Source organism: Pseudomonas sp. G5001, from assembly GCF_013385475.1.
Lineage (GTDB): Bacteria > Pseudomonadota > Gammaproteobacteria > Pseudomonadales > Pseudomonadaceae > Aquipseudomonas.
In genome coordinates this window covers 306,623-322,756 of the sequence record NZ_JACAPZ010000005.1, presented here as the reverse complement: position 1 = coordinate 322,756, position 16,134 = coordinate 306,623, and the positions used below count along the sequence as shown (strand labels likewise).

At 61.5% G+C, this 16,134-nt stretch carries 15 protein-coding genes; 6 read left to right on the top strand and 9 right to left on the bottom strand.

The window, feature by feature from the left end:
* Window positions 1-20 precede the first annotated feature (20 nt).
* Together rep and HX805_RS02820 are read left to right on the top strand one after the other, a co-directional pair.
* Window positions 21-2,030: a DNA helicase Rep gene (gene rep, locus HX805_RS02825; RefSeq protein WP_008439414.1), complete on the top strand. Its 2,010-nt coding sequence runs from the start codon at window positions 21-23 to the stop codon at window positions 2,028-2,030.
* A 57-nt stretch (window positions 2,031-2,087) separates the two neighbouring features.
* Window positions 2,088-2,660, top strand: a complete 573-nt coding sequence (locus HX805_RS02820; RefSeq protein WP_008439415.1) for a xanthine phosphoribosyltransferase — start codon at window positions 2,088-2,090, stop codon at window positions 2,658-2,660.
* Window positions 2,661-2,790: 130 nt separating this feature from the next.
* On the opposite strand, the gene HX805_RS02815 is transcribed toward HX805_RS02820, so the two are convergent.
* From HX805_RS02815 to dadA, 6 genes are all read right to left on the bottom strand, one after another.
* Window positions 2,791-4,713 carry an acetyl-CoA hydrolase/transferase C-terminal domain-containing protein gene (locus HX805_RS02815; protein WP_003208758.1) on the bottom strand — a complete coding sequence of 641 codons (1,923 nt, stop codon included), beginning with the start codon at window positions 4,711-4,713 and terminating at the stop codon, window positions 2,791-2,793.
* Between the two features lie 136 nt (window positions 4,714-4,849).
* Entirely contained in the window at window positions 4,850-5,266 is a 417-nt protein-coding gene (locus tag HX805_RS02810) for a cytochrome c5 family protein (RefSeq protein ID WP_003208757.1), read from the bottom strand.
* Between the two features lie 182 nt (window positions 5,267-5,448).
* Complete coding sequence (locus HX805_RS02805; RefSeq protein WP_003208755.1) at window positions 5,449-5,997, bottom strand: cupin domain-containing protein; 549 nt, start codon at window positions 5,995-5,997, stop codon at window positions 5,449-5,451.
* Window positions 5,998-6,113: 116 nt separating this feature from the next.
* Window positions 6,114-7,190 carry an alanine racemase gene (alr, locus tag HX805_RS02800; protein WP_003208753.1) on the bottom strand — a complete coding sequence of 359 codons (1,077 nt, stop codon included), beginning with the start codon at window positions 7,188-7,190 and terminating at the stop codon, window positions 6,114-6,116.
* 80 nt (window positions 7,191-7,270) lie between these two features.
* Window positions 7,271-7,624 (bottom strand): RidA family protein, encoded by a 354-nt coding sequence (locus HX805_RS02795; protein ID WP_003208752.1) that lies wholly within the window; start codon window positions 7,622-7,624, stop codon window positions 7,271-7,273.
* On the bottom strand, window positions 7,596-8,897 hold the full coding sequence (gene dadA / locus HX805_RS02790; protein WP_003208750.1) for a D-amino acid dehydrogenase: 1,302 nt from the start codon (window positions 8,895-8,897) through the stop codon (window positions 7,596-7,598). The genes HX805_RS02795 and dadA overlap by 29 nt, the downstream gene beginning before the upstream one ends.
* A gap of 156 nt (window positions 8,898-9,053) precedes the next feature.
* Between dadA and HX805_RS02785 the strand changes: the two genes are divergently transcribed.
* Complete coding sequence (locus tag HX805_RS02785; protein WP_003206849.1) at window positions 9,054-9,542, top strand: Lrp/AsnC ligand binding domain-containing protein; 489 nt, start codon at window positions 9,054-9,056, stop codon at window positions 9,540-9,542.
* A 38-nt stretch (window positions 9,543-9,580) separates the two neighbouring features.
* Here HX805_RS02785 and HX805_RS02780 read toward each other — a convergent pair whose 3' ends face one another.
* On the bottom strand, window positions 9,581-9,934 hold the full coding sequence (locus HX805_RS02780; protein WP_003208747.1) for a YkgJ family cysteine cluster protein: 354 nt from the start codon (window positions 9,932-9,934) through the stop codon (window positions 9,581-9,583).
* Window positions 9,935-10,049: 115 nt separating this feature from the next.
* Between HX805_RS02780 and HX805_RS02775 the strand changes: the two genes are divergently transcribed.
* Window positions 10,050-11,342, top strand: a complete 1,293-nt coding sequence (locus HX805_RS02775; RefSeq protein ID WP_177116588.1) for an FAD-binding oxidoreductase — start codon at window positions 10,050-10,052, stop codon at window positions 11,340-11,342.
* Window position 11,343: 1 nt separating this feature from the next.
* On the opposite strand, the gene HX805_RS02770 is transcribed toward HX805_RS02775, so the two are convergent.
* Window positions 11,344-11,580 carry a DUF1127 domain-containing protein gene (locus HX805_RS02770; RefSeq protein ID WP_023659297.1) on the bottom strand — a complete coding sequence of 79 codons (237 nt, stop codon included), beginning with the start codon at window positions 11,578-11,580 and terminating at the stop codon, window positions 11,344-11,346.
* 165 nt (window positions 11,581-11,745) lie between these two features.
* Here HX805_RS02770 and HX805_RS02765 point away from each other — a divergent pair, with 165 nt between their 5' ends.
* Together HX805_RS02765 and HX805_RS02760 are read left to right on the top strand one after the other, a co-directional pair.
* Window positions 11,746-13,170 carry a PLP-dependent aminotransferase family protein gene (locus HX805_RS02765; RefSeq protein ID WP_177116587.1) on the top strand — a complete coding sequence of 475 codons (1,425 nt, stop codon included), beginning with the start codon at window positions 11,746-11,748 and terminating at the stop codon, window positions 13,168-13,170.
* Window positions 13,171-13,232: 62 nt separating this feature from the next.
* Entirely contained in the window at window positions 13,233-14,795 is a 1,563-nt protein-coding gene (locus tag HX805_RS02760) for a phospholipase D family protein (RefSeq protein ID WP_177116654.1), read from the top strand.
* Between the two features lie 124 nt (window positions 14,796-14,919).
* On the opposite strand, the gene HX805_RS02755 is transcribed toward HX805_RS02760, so the two are convergent.
* A complete protein-coding gene (locus HX805_RS02755) occupies window positions 14,920-16,062 on the bottom strand; it encodes an MFS transporter (RefSeq protein WP_177116586.1) in 1,143 nt (380 codons plus the stop codon).
* Window positions 16,063-16,134: the final 72 nt, after the last annotated feature.

Here is a 16,134-nt window from a genome sequence, read left to right as displayed (position 1 = left end):
AATGACCTCCTGAATTTCGTATGTCCCGACTCAATCCCCGGCAGCAAGAAGCCGTGAACTACGTCGGCGGCCCTCTATTGGTGCTCGCCGGTGCCGGTTCCGGCAAGACCAGCGTGATCACCCGCAAGATCGCGCACCTGATCCAGAGCTGTGGCATCCGTGCCCAGTACATCGTCGCCATGACCTTTACCAACAAGGCGGCGCGGGAAATGAAAGAGCGCGTCGGCACCCTGCTCAAGGGTGGCGAAGGCCGTGGCCTCACCGTGTGTACCTTCCACAACCTGGGGCTGAACATCATCCGCAAGGAACACGTGCGGTTGGGCTACAAGCCGGGCTTCTCGATCTTTGACGAGACAGACGTCAAGGCGCTGATGACCGACATCATGCAGAAGGAATACGCGGGCGACGACGGCGTCGACGAGATCAAGAACATGATCGGCTCGTGGAAAAACGACCTGATCCTGCCCGCCGAAGCCCTGGAAGCTGCGCGCAACCCCAAGGAGCAGACTGCCGCCATTGTCTACACCCACTACCAGCGCACGCTCAAGGCGTTCAACGCGGTGGACTTCGACGACCTGATCCTGCTGCCGGTGAAGCTGTTCCAGGAACATGCCGACATCCTCGAAAAGTGGCAGAACAAAGTCCGCTACCTGCTGGTGGACGAATACCAGGACACCAACGCCAGCCAATACCTGCTGGTGAAGCTGCTGATCGGCAAGCGCAACCAGTTCACCGTGGTGGGCGATGACGACCAGTCGATCTATGCCTGGCGCGGCGCCCGCCCGGAAAACCTGATGCTGCTCAAGGACGACTACCCGTCCCTGAAAGTGGTGATGCTGGAGCAGAACTACCGCTCCACCAGCCGCATCCTGCGTTGCGCCAACGTGCTGATCTCCAACAACCCCCACGAGTTTGAAAAGCAACTGTGGAGCGAGATGGGCCACGGCGACGAGATCCGCGTGATCCGCTGCCGCAACGAAGACGCCGAAGCCGAGCGCGTGGCCGTCGAACTGCTCACGCTGCACCTGCGTACCGACCGGCCCTACAGCGATTTCGCGATCCTGTACCGCGGCAACTACCAGGCCAAGCTGATCGAGCTGAAGCTGCAGCACCACCAGATTCCTTATCGCCTGTCGGGCGGCAACAGCTTTTTCGGACGCCAGGAAGTGAAAGACCTGATGGCCTACTTCCGGCTGATCGTGAACCCGGACGACGACAACGCCTTCCTGCGGGTGATCAACGTCCCACGCCGGGAAATCGGTTCGACTACCCTGGAAAAGCTCGGCAACTACGCCACCGAACGCAAGATCTCGATGTACGCCGCCACCGACGAAATCGGCCTGGGCGAGCACCTCGACACTCGTTTCACCGACCGCCTGGCGCGCTTCAAGCGCTTCATGGACAAGGTGCGCGAGCAGTGCGCCGGCGAAGACCCGATCAGCGCCCTGCGCAGCATGGTCATGGACATCGACTACGAGAACTGGCTGCGCACCAACAGCTCCAGCGACAAGGCTGCCGATTACCGCATGGGCAACGTGTGGTTCCTGATCGAGGCGTTGAAAAATACCCTGGAGAAGGACGAAGAAGGCGAGATGACCGTCGAGGACGCCATCGGCAAGCTGGTGCTGCGGGACATGCTTGAACGCCAGCAGGAAGAGGAAGACGGCGCCGAAGGCGTGCAGATGATGACCTTGCATGCGTCCAAGGGCCTGGAATTCCCCTACGTGTTCATCATGGGCATGGAAGAGGAAATCCTCCCGCACCGCTCCAGCATCGAAGCCGACACCATCGAGGAAGAACGGCGCCTGGCCTACGTGGGCATTACCCGCGCGCGTCAGACATTGGCCTTCACCTTTGCCGCCAAGCGCAAGCAGTACGGCGAGATCATCGATTGTGCCCCCAGCCGGTTCCTCGACGAACTGCCGCCGGACGACCTGGCCTGGGAAGGCAACGACGACACACCGACCGAAGTCAAAGCCGTTCGCGGCAACACCGCCCTGGCGGATATACGCGCGATGTTAAAGCGCTAGAATCGACTACTTTTTAATCTACTTTCGGCGCGTGTTGCGCCAACAGAGGAAGCTTTCGTGGAAGCACTGCACAAGAAAATTCGCGAAGAAGGCATCGTGCTTTCCGATCAGGTACTCAAGGTCGACGCCTTTCTGAACCACCAGATCGACCCGGCGCTGATGAAACTGATCGGTGACGAGTTTGCTGCGTTGTTCAAGGATTCGGGGATCACCAAGATCGTCACCATCGAAGCCTCGGGCATTGCACCGGCGATCATGACCGGCCTGAACCTCGGCGTGCCGGTGATTTTCGCCCGCAAGCAACAGTCCCTGACCCTGACCGAAAACCTGCTGTCGGCGACGGTGTATTCCTTCACCAAGAAAACCGAAAGCACCGTGGCGATTTCCCCGCGCCACCTGACCAGCAGCGACCGCGTGCTGATCATCGATGACTTCCTGGCCAACGGTAAGGCGTCCCAGGCGCTGATCTCGATCATCAAACAGGCCGGCGCGACCGTTGCAGGTTTGGGGATCGTGATCGAGAAGTCGTTCCAGGGCGGCCGTGCGGAGCTGGATGCCCAGGGTTACCGGGTTGAGTCGCTGGCGCGGGTGCAGTCGTTGGCGGGTGGGGTTGTGACCTTTATCGAGTAATCGGTGCGGGCACGGTTAAACATGTGGGAGCGGGCTTGCTCGCGAAAGCGGTGTGTCAGTCACCGGATAGGTCGACTGATCCACCGCTTTCGCGAGCAAGCCCGCTCCCACATTTGATCTCCTGTGTTTTCTAGTGCGCGGTAGCTTGTAGGCCCGCTAGCAACAGGCGCTGATACAAGTCCTCCTTCAACCCCTCCGGCTTATCCAGTCGCATCCGTACCAAATGCTCGGGAAACGCTTCCGGCTCCGGTGCATCCAGCGCTGCCTTGCCCAGCTCCAGAATCTCCGTCAGCTTGAATTTGCTCTTGAGCCAGTTCAACGCCCGCAACAAATCCCGCTCTTCATCCGTGAAGTCACTGCCCAGCGGATACTCCGGGAACAGCCGTGGATGCCGCGCCTGAATCCCCTGCAGACGCTCCGGCGTGTTGTCGGCAAACCGCGGATCCAGCTGGAAATCCTTCGGCAACTTCCCGGCCTTTTGCGCCTGCTCGATCAAATCTTCCTGGAACCGTGAGTCGGTGATATTCAGCAGCGCCTCGATCACCCTGGCATCAGTCTGCCCGCGTAAATCCGCGATGCCGTATTCGGTGATGACGATGTCTCGCAGGTGCCGGGGAATCGTGCAGTGCCCGTATTCCCAGACGATATTGGAACTGACCTCGCCGCCCGATTCGCGCCAGCTGCGCAGGATCAGGATCGAGCGCGCGCCTTCCAGCGCATGGCCCTGGGCGACAAAGTTGTATTGCCCGCCAACACCGCTGAGCACGCGGCCGTCTTCCAACTGGTCGGCCACGCCCGCGCCCAACAGGGTCACGGTAAACGCGCTGTTGATGAAGCGCGCATCCAGGCGCTGCAAACGCTTGAGTTCTTCCTGGCCGTACAGCTCGTTGATGTAGCTGATGCGGGTCATGTTGAATTCCAGGCGCTTGCTCTGCGGCAAGTCCCGCAAACGCTCGTAAAAGCTACGAGGCCCGAGGAAGAAGCCGCCATGCACCGAGATGCCGTCGGTCTGTGCCGCTTCGTCCAGGGTGCCGGCGTTGGCCCGCTCCTGGGTCGCGACGTCCGGGTATACCTTGCGCCGCACAATCCCGGCATCGGCCAGCACCAGCAGGCCGTTGACGAACATTTCGCTGCAACCGTACAGCCCACGGGCGAAAGGCGCGACGCCGCCTTCGTGGCTGATCAGCGGTGCCCATTGGTACACATCCAGGTCGGTGAGCAACAGGCGATACGCCTCGTTATCGGCCTGGCGCGCCAGCAAGGCCGCAGTCAGTGCATCGCCCATGGAGCCGATGCCGATCTGCAAGGTGCCGCCGTCGCGCACCAGGGTGCTGGCGTGCAAACCGATAAAGTGATCCTGGAAACCCACCGGCATGTTCGGGGTGGAGAACAGCGTGGTGCTGTCCTTCTCGTCGATCAGGAAGTCGAACTCATCCATGCCCAGCTCGGCGTCGCCGGGCATGTAGGGCAAATCACTGTGAACCTGGCCCACCACCAGGATGGTTTCACCGGCTTCGCGGCGCTTGGCGATCATCGGCAACAGGTCGAGGGTGATGTCGGGGTTGCAGCTCAGGCTCAGGCGATCCGGATGTTCGGCACTGCTGGCCACCAGTTGCGCGACGAGGTTCAGGCCGGCGGCATTGATATCACGGGCGGCGTGGCTGTAGTTGCTGCTGACGTAATCCTGCTGCGCCGAAAGGCTGTGGAGCAAACTGCCGGGCTGCATGAAGAACTGTTGCACGTGAATGTTCGACGGCAGGCTGTCCTTGCGCAGTGCGGCGAGGAAGTCCAGCTCGGGATAGTCACCGAAGACCCGTTCGATAAAGGGCTCGAGAAAGCGCTTCTGCAAACCATCGCCCAAGGTAGGGCGACCCAGGGCCAGGGCGGTGTAGATGGTCAGCGCCCGGTCCGGCAACTTGGCGATACGCCGGTACAGCGCGTTGACGAACAGGTTGGGTTTGCCCAGGCCCAGGGGCATGCCCATGTGAATATGCGCCGGCAGCCGTGCCAGTACGTCGTCGACTGCTTGCTCGATTGAACACAACTGCACCATCCGACTTCTCCCGAACATTCCATGAATTGGGGTTGGACCGAGCTTGCCGGGTCTTTGCTGCAAAGAACAGCCTCAAAAGGCAAATCGCGGGCACAAAAAAAGCCGCTGGTCAGCGGCTCTTTTGGCGAAGATCGGTTTATTTCAGCCCCGACATCTTCTCGATCGCGCCTTTAAGCTCGGCATCCGAGCAATCGGCGCAGGTGCCTTTTGGCGGCATGGCGTTCAGACCGGTAATGGCCTTGGCCAGCAGGCCATCGAGGCCACCCTGATGGTCCGCGCGGTCTTTCCAGGCGGCGGTGTCACCGATTTTCGGTGCGCCCAACAGGCCGGTACCGTGGCAAGCGTTGCAGTGCTTGGCGATTACGTCATCCGGCGATTTCGCACCGCCGCCGCCGCCCGCAGCCACTGCCACTTCCATCCCCTTGCACTCTTGCCCCTGGACGCACACCTGGCCTACAGGCTCCAGGCGCTTGGCAATTTCATCATTGGTCGCAGCTTGAGCGCTGACAGCCCATAGGGCCAGTACGGTTGCTGGTGCAGCCAGCATTTTCATAATTAGGTTCACGCGTTCACCCTCAATGGTGGCTATTCACGCCTGCGGCCACGGTTTCGCAGGCGGCGAAAGTATAACGGTTAGCCCGCCCCGCCGAAACAACCCTATTAACCAAGGGGAGATTCAGCAAGACAGAATGCTGCTACGGGCGTCTCTGCGACATAGGCAGGACGCCTCTTTTCTTAAAAGTTCGCGGGTGTGGCTGCGCTGATTAGTCGCGCCGGCACTTCGAACGGATTGCGAAAACGGTGCGGCTTGGTGCTTTCAAAGTAGTAGCTATCGCCGGCTTCGAGCACAAAAGTTTCAAGGCCGACCACCAGTTCCAGGCGACCTTCCACCAGGATCCCGGTTTCCTCGCCCTCGTGGGTGAGCATCTCTTCGCCGGTATCAGCACCTGGCGGGTAGATCTCGTTGAGGAACGCAATCGCCCGGCTCGGATGCGCGCGACCCACCAGTTTCATGGTGACGGCGCCGTCGGAGATATCGATCAGCTCATTGGCTTTATAGACGATCTGGGTCGGTTTTTCCTGGAGGATCTCCTCGGAAAAGAACTCCACCATCGACATGGGAATGCCGCCCAGCACCTTGCGCAAGGAGCTGATGGAGGGGCTGACACTGTTTTTTTCGATCATCGAAATGGTGCTGTTGGTGACGCCCGCGCGCTTGGCTAGCTCACGCTGGGAAAGACCTTTCAGTTTACGGATGGATTGCAGTCGTTCGCCGACGTCCAATGCAGGAGCCTCCTAGGATTCAGGCGTTGTTGTAATTGAGCGTTATCATGGCGACAGCGTTCAGTATTTACAACACTTTGGCCTAAATCCCGGGATCTGCCATTCGTGGGTGCCGCTCAAGCGCCGGAATAGAGCCGTGGCACTCGGCGCAGGTTGCAGAAGATCTGGTACGGAATGGTGTCGGCGGCGGTGGCAACGTCACTGGCGAGGATGTTTTTGCCCCACAATTCGACGGTGGAACCGAGCCCGGCCTGGGGCACGTCGGTCAGGTCGACACACAGCATGTCCATCGACACACGGCCCAGCAACTGGCTGCGCTGGCCGGCCACCAGCACCGGGGTGCCGGTGGGTGCGTGGCGCGGGTAGCCGTCGGCGTAGCCCATGGCAACTACCCCGATGCGCATCGGTTTCGGGGTAATGAACCTGGCGCCGTAGCCCACAGGTTCGCCGGCCGGCAGTTCACGTACGCAGATGACTTTCGATTCGAGGGTCATCACCGGCTGCAAACGCGCGGCGATGGCCTGGCCTTCGCCAAACGGCGTGGCGCCGTAGAGCATGATGCCCGGGCGTACCCAGTCACTGGAAACGTTCGGCCAGCCCAGCACCGACGGCGAGTTGCGCAGGCTGACCTGGGCCGACAAGCCCTGGCGCGCCGCTTCAAACACCGCAACTTGCTCTTCGCTGCTGGTGCTGTCCAGCTCATCGGCGCGGGCGAAGTGGCTCATCAGCACGATCTTCGCGACTTTGCCGCTGGCCAGCAGGCGCTGGTAAGCGTCGTGATAATCCTTGGGGTGCAAGCCAACACGGTGCATGCCCGAATCTAGCTTGAGCCAGACGGTCAGCGGCTTGCTGAGTTGCGCCTGTTCAATCGCGTCCAGCTGCCACAGCGAATGCACCACGCACCAGAAATCATGTTCGATGATCAGCGGCAGCTCGTCGGCTTCGAAAAAACCTTCGAGCAACAGCACCGGCCCGCGAATCCCGGCGGCCCGCAGCTCCAGCGCTTCCTCGATGCAGGCCACGGCAAACCCGTCCGCCTCGGCTTCCAGCGCCTGGGCAACGCGCACGGCACCGTGGCCGTAGGCATCGGCCTTGATCACGGCGAGGGCCTTGGCCCCACCCGTGACTTCACGGGCCAGTTGGTAGTTATGGCGCAGGGCTTGGAGGTCGATCAGGGCACGGGCAGGACGCATGGCGGCAGGCTTCTAGGCGGCGGTGGGAAGAAAAAACCGGTACCCGCTGACAACGCAGGCACCGGGAGAGGATTTTTTGCTTACGGCAGAGCGGCCACAACCGACAGCTCCACCAGGATTTCCGGTTCGCAGAGTTTCGCTTCAACCGTGGCACGGGCCGGCGCGACGCCTTTTGGCAGCCACTTGTCCCATACCGCGTTCATCCCGGCGAAATCGGCGTCAATGTCTTTCAGGTAGATGGTCACCGACAGCAGCTTGGTCTTGTCGGTACCGGCCAGGTCCAGCAAACGCTCAATATTGACGAGGGTTTCGCGGGTCTGCTGTTCAATCCCGGCACTCATGTCGTCGCCGACCTGCCCTGCCAGATACACGGTACCGCTGTGAACAACGATCTGGCTCATGCGCTCATTGGTGAGCTGGCGCTGGATTGACATGTTTTGCAGACTCCTGGTGGTTGCCATAACGGGAAATATCGAGGCCTTCGGCACTGATTTGCGGGGTTTTCTTCGCCATCAGGTCGGCCAGCAAACGACCAGAGCCACAGGCCATGGTCCAACCGAGGGTGCCGTGGCCGGTGTTCAGGAACAGGTTTTTGAACGGGGTAGCACCGACAATCGGCGTGCCGTCTGGCGTGGTCGGGCGCAGGCCGGTCCAGAAACTGGCCTGGCTCAAATCACCGCCCTGAGGATAAAGGTCGTTGACGATCATCTCCAGGGTTTCCCGCCGACGCGGGTTCAGCGACAGGTCAAAACCGGCTATCTCAGCCATGCCACCGACGCGGATACGGTTGTCGAAACGGGTGATCGCGACCTTGTAGGTCTCATCGAGAATGGTCGAGGTCGGGGCCATCGCCGGGTTGGTGATCGGCACGGTCATCGAGTAACCCTTGAGCGGGTACACCGGCGCCTTGATTCCCAGTGGCTTGAGCAGCTTCGGCGAGTAGCTGCCGAGGGCCAGCACGTAGCGGTCGGCAGTTTCCAGCTTGCCGTCGATCCACACGCCGTTGATCCGGTCACCGGCGTAGTCCAGGCGCTGGATATCTTGCTCGAAGCGGAATTCGACACCCAGTTGCTTGCACATGTCGGCAAGGCGGGTGGTAAACATCTGACAGTCGCCGGTCTGGTCGTTCGGCAGGCGCAGGGCACCGGCGAGGATATCGGTGACGCTGGCCAGGGCTGGTTCAACCCGGGCAATGCCGGCGCGGTCCAGCAGCTCGTAAGGCACACCGGACTCTTTCAACACGGCGATGTCCTTGGCAGCACCGTCCAGCTGAGCCTGGGTACGGAACAGTTGGGTAGTCCCCAAAGTGCGCCCTTCGTAGGCGATGCCGGTCTCGGCACGCAGCTCGTCGATGCAATCGCGGCTGTATTCGGACAGGCGCACCATACGCTCCTTGTTCACCGCATAACGGCTGGCGGTGCAGTTGCGCAGCATCTGCGCCATCCACAGGTACTGGTCGATATCGGCGGTGGCCTTGATCGCCAGGGGCGCATGGCGCTCCAGCAACCATTTGATAGCCTTGAGCGGCACACCCGGCGCAGCCCATGGCGAGGCGTAGCCCGGCGAGATCTGCCCGGCGTTGGCGAAACTGGTCTCCATGGCCACAGCCGGCTGACGGTCGACCACGACCACTTCAAAACCAGCTCGTGCCAAATAGTAGGCACTGGCCACGCCAATGACACCGCTACCCAAGACCAGAACGCGCATTTTTATTCCCTCATCACGGCTTGACCGCTGACGTTTGTTGTTCAGCACAAAGATGTGGGCAGTATAAAAAGCAATCACCAGTGCATTTCACTATATAACTGCCTATATTTGGCGACAATTCTCGGCAAAAACCCTTTTCACGGAGGAGCATCCCCTATGCGGACCAACACTCAGACCAAGCGGGAGCTGGACAAGATCGACCGCAACATCCTGCGTATCCTGCAGGCCGACGGGCGAATTTCGTTTACTGAGCTGGGGGAAAAGGTCGGGCTGTCGACCACGCCGTGCACCGAGCGGGTCCGGCGCCTGGAGCGCGAAGGGATCATCATGGGCTACAACGCCCGGCTCAACCCGCAGCATTTGAAGGGCAGCCTGCTGGTGTTTGTCGAGATCAGCCTCGACTACAAGTCCGGCGACACCTTTGAAGAATTCCGACGCGCCGTGCTGAAACTGCCCCACGTGCTGGAGTGCCACCTGGTGTCGGGGGATTTCGACTACCTGGTGAAGGCGCGCATTTCGGAGATGGCGTCGTACCGCAAGTTGCTCGGCGATATCCTGCTCAAGCTGCCCCACGTACGGGAGTCCAAGAGCTATATCGTGATGGAAGAGGTGAAAGAGAGCCTGAACCTGCCGATCCCGGATTAAGACAGCACCACAGGCCAATGTGGGAGCGGGGACATCCGCTAGACCAATACCTGACGCGTCGACGCCATGTACGCATGAATCTGCTTTTCCACCCGTGGGTGGATCAACTCCACCGGGCGGCGGTCGTTGGGGCATGGCAAGGTCGGCGTGGTGCCGAACAAGCGGCAAATCAGCGGGCGCTCGTCGTACACGGTGCAGCCATTGGGCCCAAGGTGCACGCAGTTGAGTTCGTCCATCGCCGCTTCCTGCTCGGCAGCGGTCTTGCGCGGCAGGCGCGACATTTCCTCGGGGGACGTGGTCACCGGCCCACAGCAGTCGTGGCAACCCGGGACACACTCGAACGAGGGAATCTGCCGGCGCAGCGCATTGACTTTCTGACTGTTGCAACTCATCGACACAGGGACCGAACGGCGAATAGGCGTGGATTCTGCCCTAAAAGCCCCCGGTGAGACAGCTTCGCCCGACCGCTGTATCCTGCGTCAAATTTTCCAAACAGGGATGCTCCCCATGACCGCCAGCGCCCGGCACGCCAATTCCTACTACGCCGCCAGCAGTTTCCCGCAGCCTGATTATCCGGTGCTGACAGGTGAAATCGTGGTCGATGTGTGCGTGGTCGGCGGCGGCTTTTCGGGGCTCAACACCGCTCTGGAACTGGCTGAACGGGGTTTCAGCGTGGTCCTGCTGGAAGCCCGCAAGATTGCCTGGGGCGCCAGCGGGCGCAATGGCGGGCAACTGATTCGTGGCGTCGGTCATGGCCTGGATCAGTTCACCAACGTCATCGGCGCCGAGGGCGTGCGCCAGATGAAACTGATGGGCCTGGAAGCCGTGGAAATCGTACGGCAGCGGGTCGAACGTTCGCAGATCGCCTGCGACCTGACCTGGGGCTACTGCGACCTGGCCAACAAACCCCGCGACCTGGAACACCTGGCCGCCGACGCCGAAGAGCTGCAAGGCCTTGGCTATCGCCATGAAGTGCGCCTGCTGCAAGCCAGCGAGATGCGCAGTGTGATCGGCTCCAACCGCTATGTTGGCGGCATGATCGACATGGGCTCCGGCCACCTGCACCCGCTGAACCTGGCCCTCGGCGAGGCAGCCGCTGCACAGCGGTTGGGCGTCCAGTTGTTCGAGCATTCCGAAGCGGTGCGGATCGATTACGGCCCGGAGGTCAACGTTCACACCGCCCAGGGCAATGTGCGCGCCAAGACCCTGGTGCTGGGCTGCAATGCTTATTTGAACGGCCTCAACCCGCATCTGAGCGGCAAGGTGCTGCCCGCCGGCAGCTACATCATCGCCACCGAGCCCTTGAGCGAAGCCCAGGCAGCCGAGTTGCTGCCGCAAAACATGGCGGTGTGTGACCAGCGGGTGACGGTGGATTACTTCCGGCTGTCCGCCGACCGACGCTTGCTGTTCGGCGGTGCCTGCCATTACTCCGGACGGGATCCGAAGGACATCGGTGCCTATATGCGTCCGAAAATGCTGCAGGTGTTCCCACAACTGGCCAACGTGAAAATCGACTACCAGTGGGGCGGGATGATCGGCATTGGCGCCAACCGCCTGCCGCAGATTGGCCGACTGGCCGACCAGCCCAATGTGTATTTCGCCCAGGCCTATGCCGGCCATGGCCTCAACGCCACCCACCTGGCAGGCAGACTGTTGGGCGAAGCCATCAGCGGCCAGCAAAGCGGGCGCTTTGATCTGTTTGCCAAGGTGCCGCACATCACTTTCCCGGGCGGCAAGCATTTGCGCTCGCCGCTGCTGGCGTTGGGAATGCTCTGGCACCGATTGAAAGAACTGGTCTGAATCAGCCGCGCCAGAAGGGCTTCAAGCCTTCCCGGCGCGCCTGCTCGGCACTCAGGCCCACGTCTCGCAGTTGCTCGGGGGTCAGCTCCAGCAAGGTTTTGCGCGTATGCATGCGGTGCCAGAACAACGCCCATGAACTGAGTGTGGGGGCCTTGGTACGCGCCGCCATGCGCCGCTCCTGCCCGGCTTCCAGTTCCTGACTGTGTAACGCCAACCGCACATCGCTCATACCGCTCATTTTCCTGCCCCTCATTAACGTGTTGCCATGAGTACGTAGGATGAGCCGGCACGTAAAACCATGACAGATTCAACCACCCTGTATTAAATCCATACAGATACTGCCTATCGGCCGCTGAATCCTGTATTTTCAGCCTATCTGTACTGGTAACCGGGAAGCACCGCCATGACCCTATACGTCAACCTCGCCGAACTGTTGGGCACGCGCATCGAGCAGGGCTTCTATCGCCCGGGCGACAGATTGCCGTCAGTTCGGGCCTTGAGTGTGGAGCATGGGGTCAGCCTGAGCACCGTGCAGCAGGCCTACCGCTTACTGGAAGACAACGGCCTGGCGATGCCCAAACCCAAATCCGGCTACTTCGTACCGGTGGGCCGCGACTTGCCGGCATTGCCCGCCGTAGGCCGCCCGGCCCAGCGCCCGGTGGAAATTTCCCAGTGGGACCAAGTGCTGGAGCTGATCCGCGCGGTGCCACGCAAAGACGCCATACAGTTGGGCCGGGGCATGCCGGATGTATTGTCGCCGACCATGAAACCCCTGCTACGCAGCCTCGCCCGGATCAGTCGGCGCCAGGACATGCCGGGGCTGTATTACGACACCATCCACGGCAACCTGGACCTGCGTGAACAGATTGCCCGCCTGATGCTCGATTCAGGCTGCCAACTGACGCCCCAGGACCTGGTGATCACCACCGGCTGCCACGAGGCCCTGTCCGCCAGCATCCACGCCATTTGCGAGCCCGGCGACATCGTTGCCGTCGACTCGCCAAGCTTCCACGGCGCCATGCAAACCCTGAAGGGCCTTGGCATGAAAGCCCTGGAAATCCCCACCGACCCACTCACCGGTATCAGCCTGGAAGCGCTGGAACTGGCACTGGAACAATGGCCGATCAAAGTCATACAGTTGACCCCCAACTGCAACAACCCACTGGGCTACATCATGCCGGAGTCGCGCAAACGCGCACTGCTGACCCTGGCCCAGCGCTTTGACGTGGCGATCATCGAAGACGACGTGTATGGCGAACTGGCCTACAGCTACCCGCGGCCACGCACCATCAAGTCCTTCGACGAAGATGGCCGCGTCGTACTGTGCAGCTCTTTCTCGAAGACCCTCGCACCCGGCCTGCGGATTGGCTGGGTCGCACCCGGTCGCTATCTGGAGCGTGTGCTGCACATGAAATACATCAGCACCGGCTCCACCGCGACCCAGCCGCAGATCGCAATTGCCGAGTTTCTGAAAGGTGGACATTTCGAGCCACATTTGCGGCGGATGCGCACGCAATACCAGCGCAATCGCGACCTGATGCTCGATTGGGTCAGCCGCTATTTCCCGGCGGGCACCCGCGCCAGCCGCCCCCAGGGCAGTTTCATGCTGTGGGTGGAACTGCCGGAAGGCTTCGATACCCTGAAACTCAACCGGCTGCTGGTGGATGAAGGTGTACAGATTGCCGTGGGAAGTATCTTTTCCGCCTCCGGCAAGTACAGGAACTGCCTGCGCATGAACTACGCTGCCAAACCAACGCCGCAGATTGAAGAGGCTGTACGCAAGGTCGGCGCGACCGCCATCCGGTTGCTGGCCGAAGCGATGGACTGACCTTTTACGGGAAATAGCCGTCATATGCCCACAATCGCCCTGATTCGGAACCCATGTCATTGATGACCCACCGGCTATTACCGTTTTTCCTGCTGGGCATCCTGGCCCTGGGCGGCTGCGCCACCATCGACGCGCCACGCACACCCAGCGAGGCGCTGCCGGCCAGCGAATCTTCCTTCGGCCGCTCGATCCAGGCCCAGGCCGCTCCCTACAAAGGCCGCTCCGGGTTCCGCCTGCTGCCCAACAGCAGCGAAGCCTTCATGGCCCGCGCCGAACTGATCCGCAACGCCCAGACCAGCCTCGACTTGCAGTACTACATCGTCCACGACGGCATCAGCACCCGCATGCTCGTGGATGAACTGCTCAAGGCCGCCGACCGTGGCGTGCGCGTGCGCATCCTGCTGGACGACACCACCAGCGACGGCCTGGACCAGATCATCGCCACCCTCGCCGCCCACCCGCAGATCCAGATTCGCCTGTTCAACCCGCTGCACCTGGGCCGCAGCACCGGCGTGACGCGGGCCATGGCGCGGCTGTTCGACCTGTCGCTGCAACACCGGCGCATGCACAACAAGCTGTGGCTGGCAGACAACAGCGTGGCCATCGTCGGCGGGCGCAACCTGGGGGATGAGTATTTCGACGCCGAGCCCAACCTCAACTTCACCGATATCGACATGCTCAGCGTGGGCCCGGTGGCCGAGCAACTCGGCCACAGTTTCGATCAGTACTGGAACAGTGCCCTGAGCAAACCCATTGGTGACTTCGTCAGCAGCGCTTCCAAAGGCGACCTGGCCAGTGCCCGCGTACGCCTGGAAGATTCCCTTGCCGAGTCTCGCCAACAAAACCATGCCCTGTACAACCGCCTGCGCACCTACAAGACCCAGCCGCGCATGGACATCTGGCGTCGCGAGCTGATCTGGGCCTGGAACCAGGCGCTGTGGGATGCGCCGAGCAAGGTGCTGGCCAAGGCCGATCCGGATCCACGGCTGCTGCTGACCACCCAACTGGCGTCCGAGCTGGAAGGTGTCAGCCATGAGCTGATGATGATTTCGGCTTACTTCGTTCCAGGCCAGCCTGGCCTGGTATACCTGACCGGTCGCGCGGACGCCGGTGTATCGGTAAGCCTGCTGACCAATTCCCTGGAAGCCACCGACGTACCGGCCGTGCACGGCGGTTATGCGCCCTATCGCAAGGCGCTGCTGGAACACGGGGTGAAGCTATACGAGTTGCGTCGCCAGCCGGGAGACGGTGGCGGCAGCGGACCTCATCTGTTCCGCAAAGGTACATTCCACGGTTCGGATTCCAGCCTGCACAGCAAGGCGATCATCTTTGATCGGGAGAAATCCTTCATCGGCTCATTCAACTTCGACCCGCGCTCGGTGCTGTGGAACACCGAAGTCGGGGTGCTGGTGGACAGTCCCGAACTGGCGGAACACGTGCGCAACCTGGCACTGGAGGGCATGGCGCCCCCGTTGAGCTATCAGGCGAAGCTGCAGGATGGCCAGGTGGTATGGGTGACCGAAGACAACGGCCAACTGCACACCCTGACCCGCGAACCCGGCAGTTGGTGGCGCCGGTTCAATGCCTGGTTTGCTACATCCGTCGGGCTGGAACGCATGCTTTAAGAACAGCGACGGGACCTGTGGGAGCTGGCTTGCCTGCGATGGCGGAGTGTCAGTTTACGTATCCGGTGCTGACACTCCGCCATCGCGGGCAAGCCCGGCTCCCACAGGTGATCGCATTTCAAGTTCAGGCGGGTTGTGCGGCGCCGAACGAACCTTGGCGCAGCAACAGGATCACCAACCCCAACGCGCCCGCCGCCATCAACAACGGCAACGCATGCCCGCTGATCCACTGGCTGCCGGCACCGGCTACCAGCGGGCCGATCAGGCAGCCAATGCCCCACAGCTGCGCGATATGCGCATTGGCGCGCACCAGCGCGTCGTCGCGGTAGCGCTCGCCAATCAGGATCAGCGACAGGGTGAATAACCCGCCGGCGCTGGCCCCGAACAGCACCCACACCGGCCAGATCATCAGCGTATCGAGCAACAGCGGAATCGCCAGGCTCGTCACCAGCAGCATCAGCGCGCAGCCGAGAAACAGCGTGCGCCGAGGCAGGTAGTCCGCCAGCGCGCCAATCGGCAGTTGCAGCAACGCATCACCGACCACCACCGTGCTGACCATCGCCAGGGCAATCTCGGCGGTGAAACCCTGTTGCAGGCAATACACCGGCAACAACGTAAGAATCATCGCCTCGAATGCGGCGAACAACGCCACCGCCCAGGCAATCGCCGGCAAGCCCTGGCAGAAGCGCAGCAGGTCGCCAAAGGTCACGCTGAAGGACTCGGCAGTCGGCGCACCGGAACGGCCCAGCAGCAGGATCGGCGAGCACGTCAGCAGACCGACACCCACCCAGAAGCCAATATCGTTGTCCGTACCCAGCGCGCCCAGCAGCAACGGGCCCGACAGCTGGCTCAAGGCATAGCTGCAGCCATACAGCGCCACCAGACGGCCGCGCCAACGTTCGATCACCAGTTGGTTGATCCAGCTTTCGCCGAGGATAAACACGATGGTCAGGATCACCCCGATCATCAGCCGCAACACCAGCCATACCGGGTAGCTGGGCAATACCGCCAGCAAGCCGATGGAAATCGCCCCCGCCCACAGGCACAGGCGCATCAGGTTCGCCGTGCCCAGGCGCGAGGCCAGGCCGCTGGAGACCTTGGCACCCAGCAGCACACCGAAGGCCGGCATCGCCGCCATGACTCCGATGGCGAAGCTGCCATAGCCCCAGCTTTCCAGGCGCAGGGACACCAGCGGCATGCTCACGCCCAAGGCCAGGCCCACGCTCAAGACCGACGCCAACACGGCGAAATAGGTCGCCCAACGCATTTCCACGCTCCTGTGGATGATTTGGAGATCACACAAAACAGTGTGGGAGCGGGCTTGCTCGCGAATGCGGTG

Excerpts from the sequence above, each read along its gene's own strand:
- rep (WP_008439414.1), top strand. The coding sequence starts at position 21 with ATGTCCCGACTCAATCCCCGGCAGCAAGAAGCCGTGAACTACGTCGGC.
- HX805_RS02815 (WP_003208758.1), bottom strand. The coding sequence starts at position 4,713 with ATGGTGCAGTTGTGTTCAATCGAGCAAGCAGTCGACGACGTACTGGCA.
- HX805_RS02810 (WP_003208757.1), bottom strand. The coding sequence starts at position 5,266 with ATGAAAATGCTGGCTGCACCAGCAACCGTACTGGCCCTATGGGCTGTC.
- alr (WP_003208753.1), bottom strand. The coding sequence starts at position 7,190 with ATGCGTCCTGCCCGTGCCCTGATCGACCTCCAAGCCCTGCGCCATAAC.
- HX805_RS02795 (WP_003208752.1), bottom strand. The coding sequence starts at position 7,624 with ATGTCAATCCAGCGCCAGCTCACCAATGAGCGCATGAGCCAGATCGTT.
- dadA (WP_003208750.1), bottom strand. The coding sequence starts at position 8,897 with ATGCGCGTTCTGGTCTTGGGTAGCGGTGTCATTGGCGTGGCCAGTGCC.
- HX805_RS02785 (WP_003206849.1), top strand. The coding sequence starts at position 9,054 with ATGCGGACCAACACTCAGACCAAGCGGGAGCTGGACAAGATCGACCGC.
- HX805_RS02780 (WP_003208747.1), bottom strand. The coding sequence starts at position 9,934 with ATGAGTTGCAACAGTCAGAAAGTCAATGCGCTGCGCCGGCAGATTCCC.
- HX805_RS02775 (WP_177116588.1), top strand. The coding sequence starts at position 10,050 with ATGACCGCCAGCGCCCGGCACGCCAATTCCTACTACGCCGCCAGCAGT.
- HX805_RS02770 (WP_023659297.1), bottom strand. The coding sequence starts at position 11,580 with ATGAGCGGTATGAGCGATGTGCGGTTGGCGTTACACAGTCAGGAACTG.
- HX805_RS02765 (WP_177116587.1), top strand. The coding sequence starts at position 11,746 with ATGACCCTATACGTCAACCTCGCCGAACTGTTGGGCACGCGCATCGAG.
- HX805_RS02760 (WP_177116654.1), top strand. The coding sequence starts at position 13,233 with ATGACCCACCGGCTATTACCGTTTTTCCTGCTGGGCATCCTGGCCCTG.
- HX805_RS02755 (WP_177116586.1), bottom strand. The coding sequence starts at position 16,062 with ATGCGTTGGGCGACCTATTTCGCCGTGTTGGCGTCGGTCTTGAGCGTG.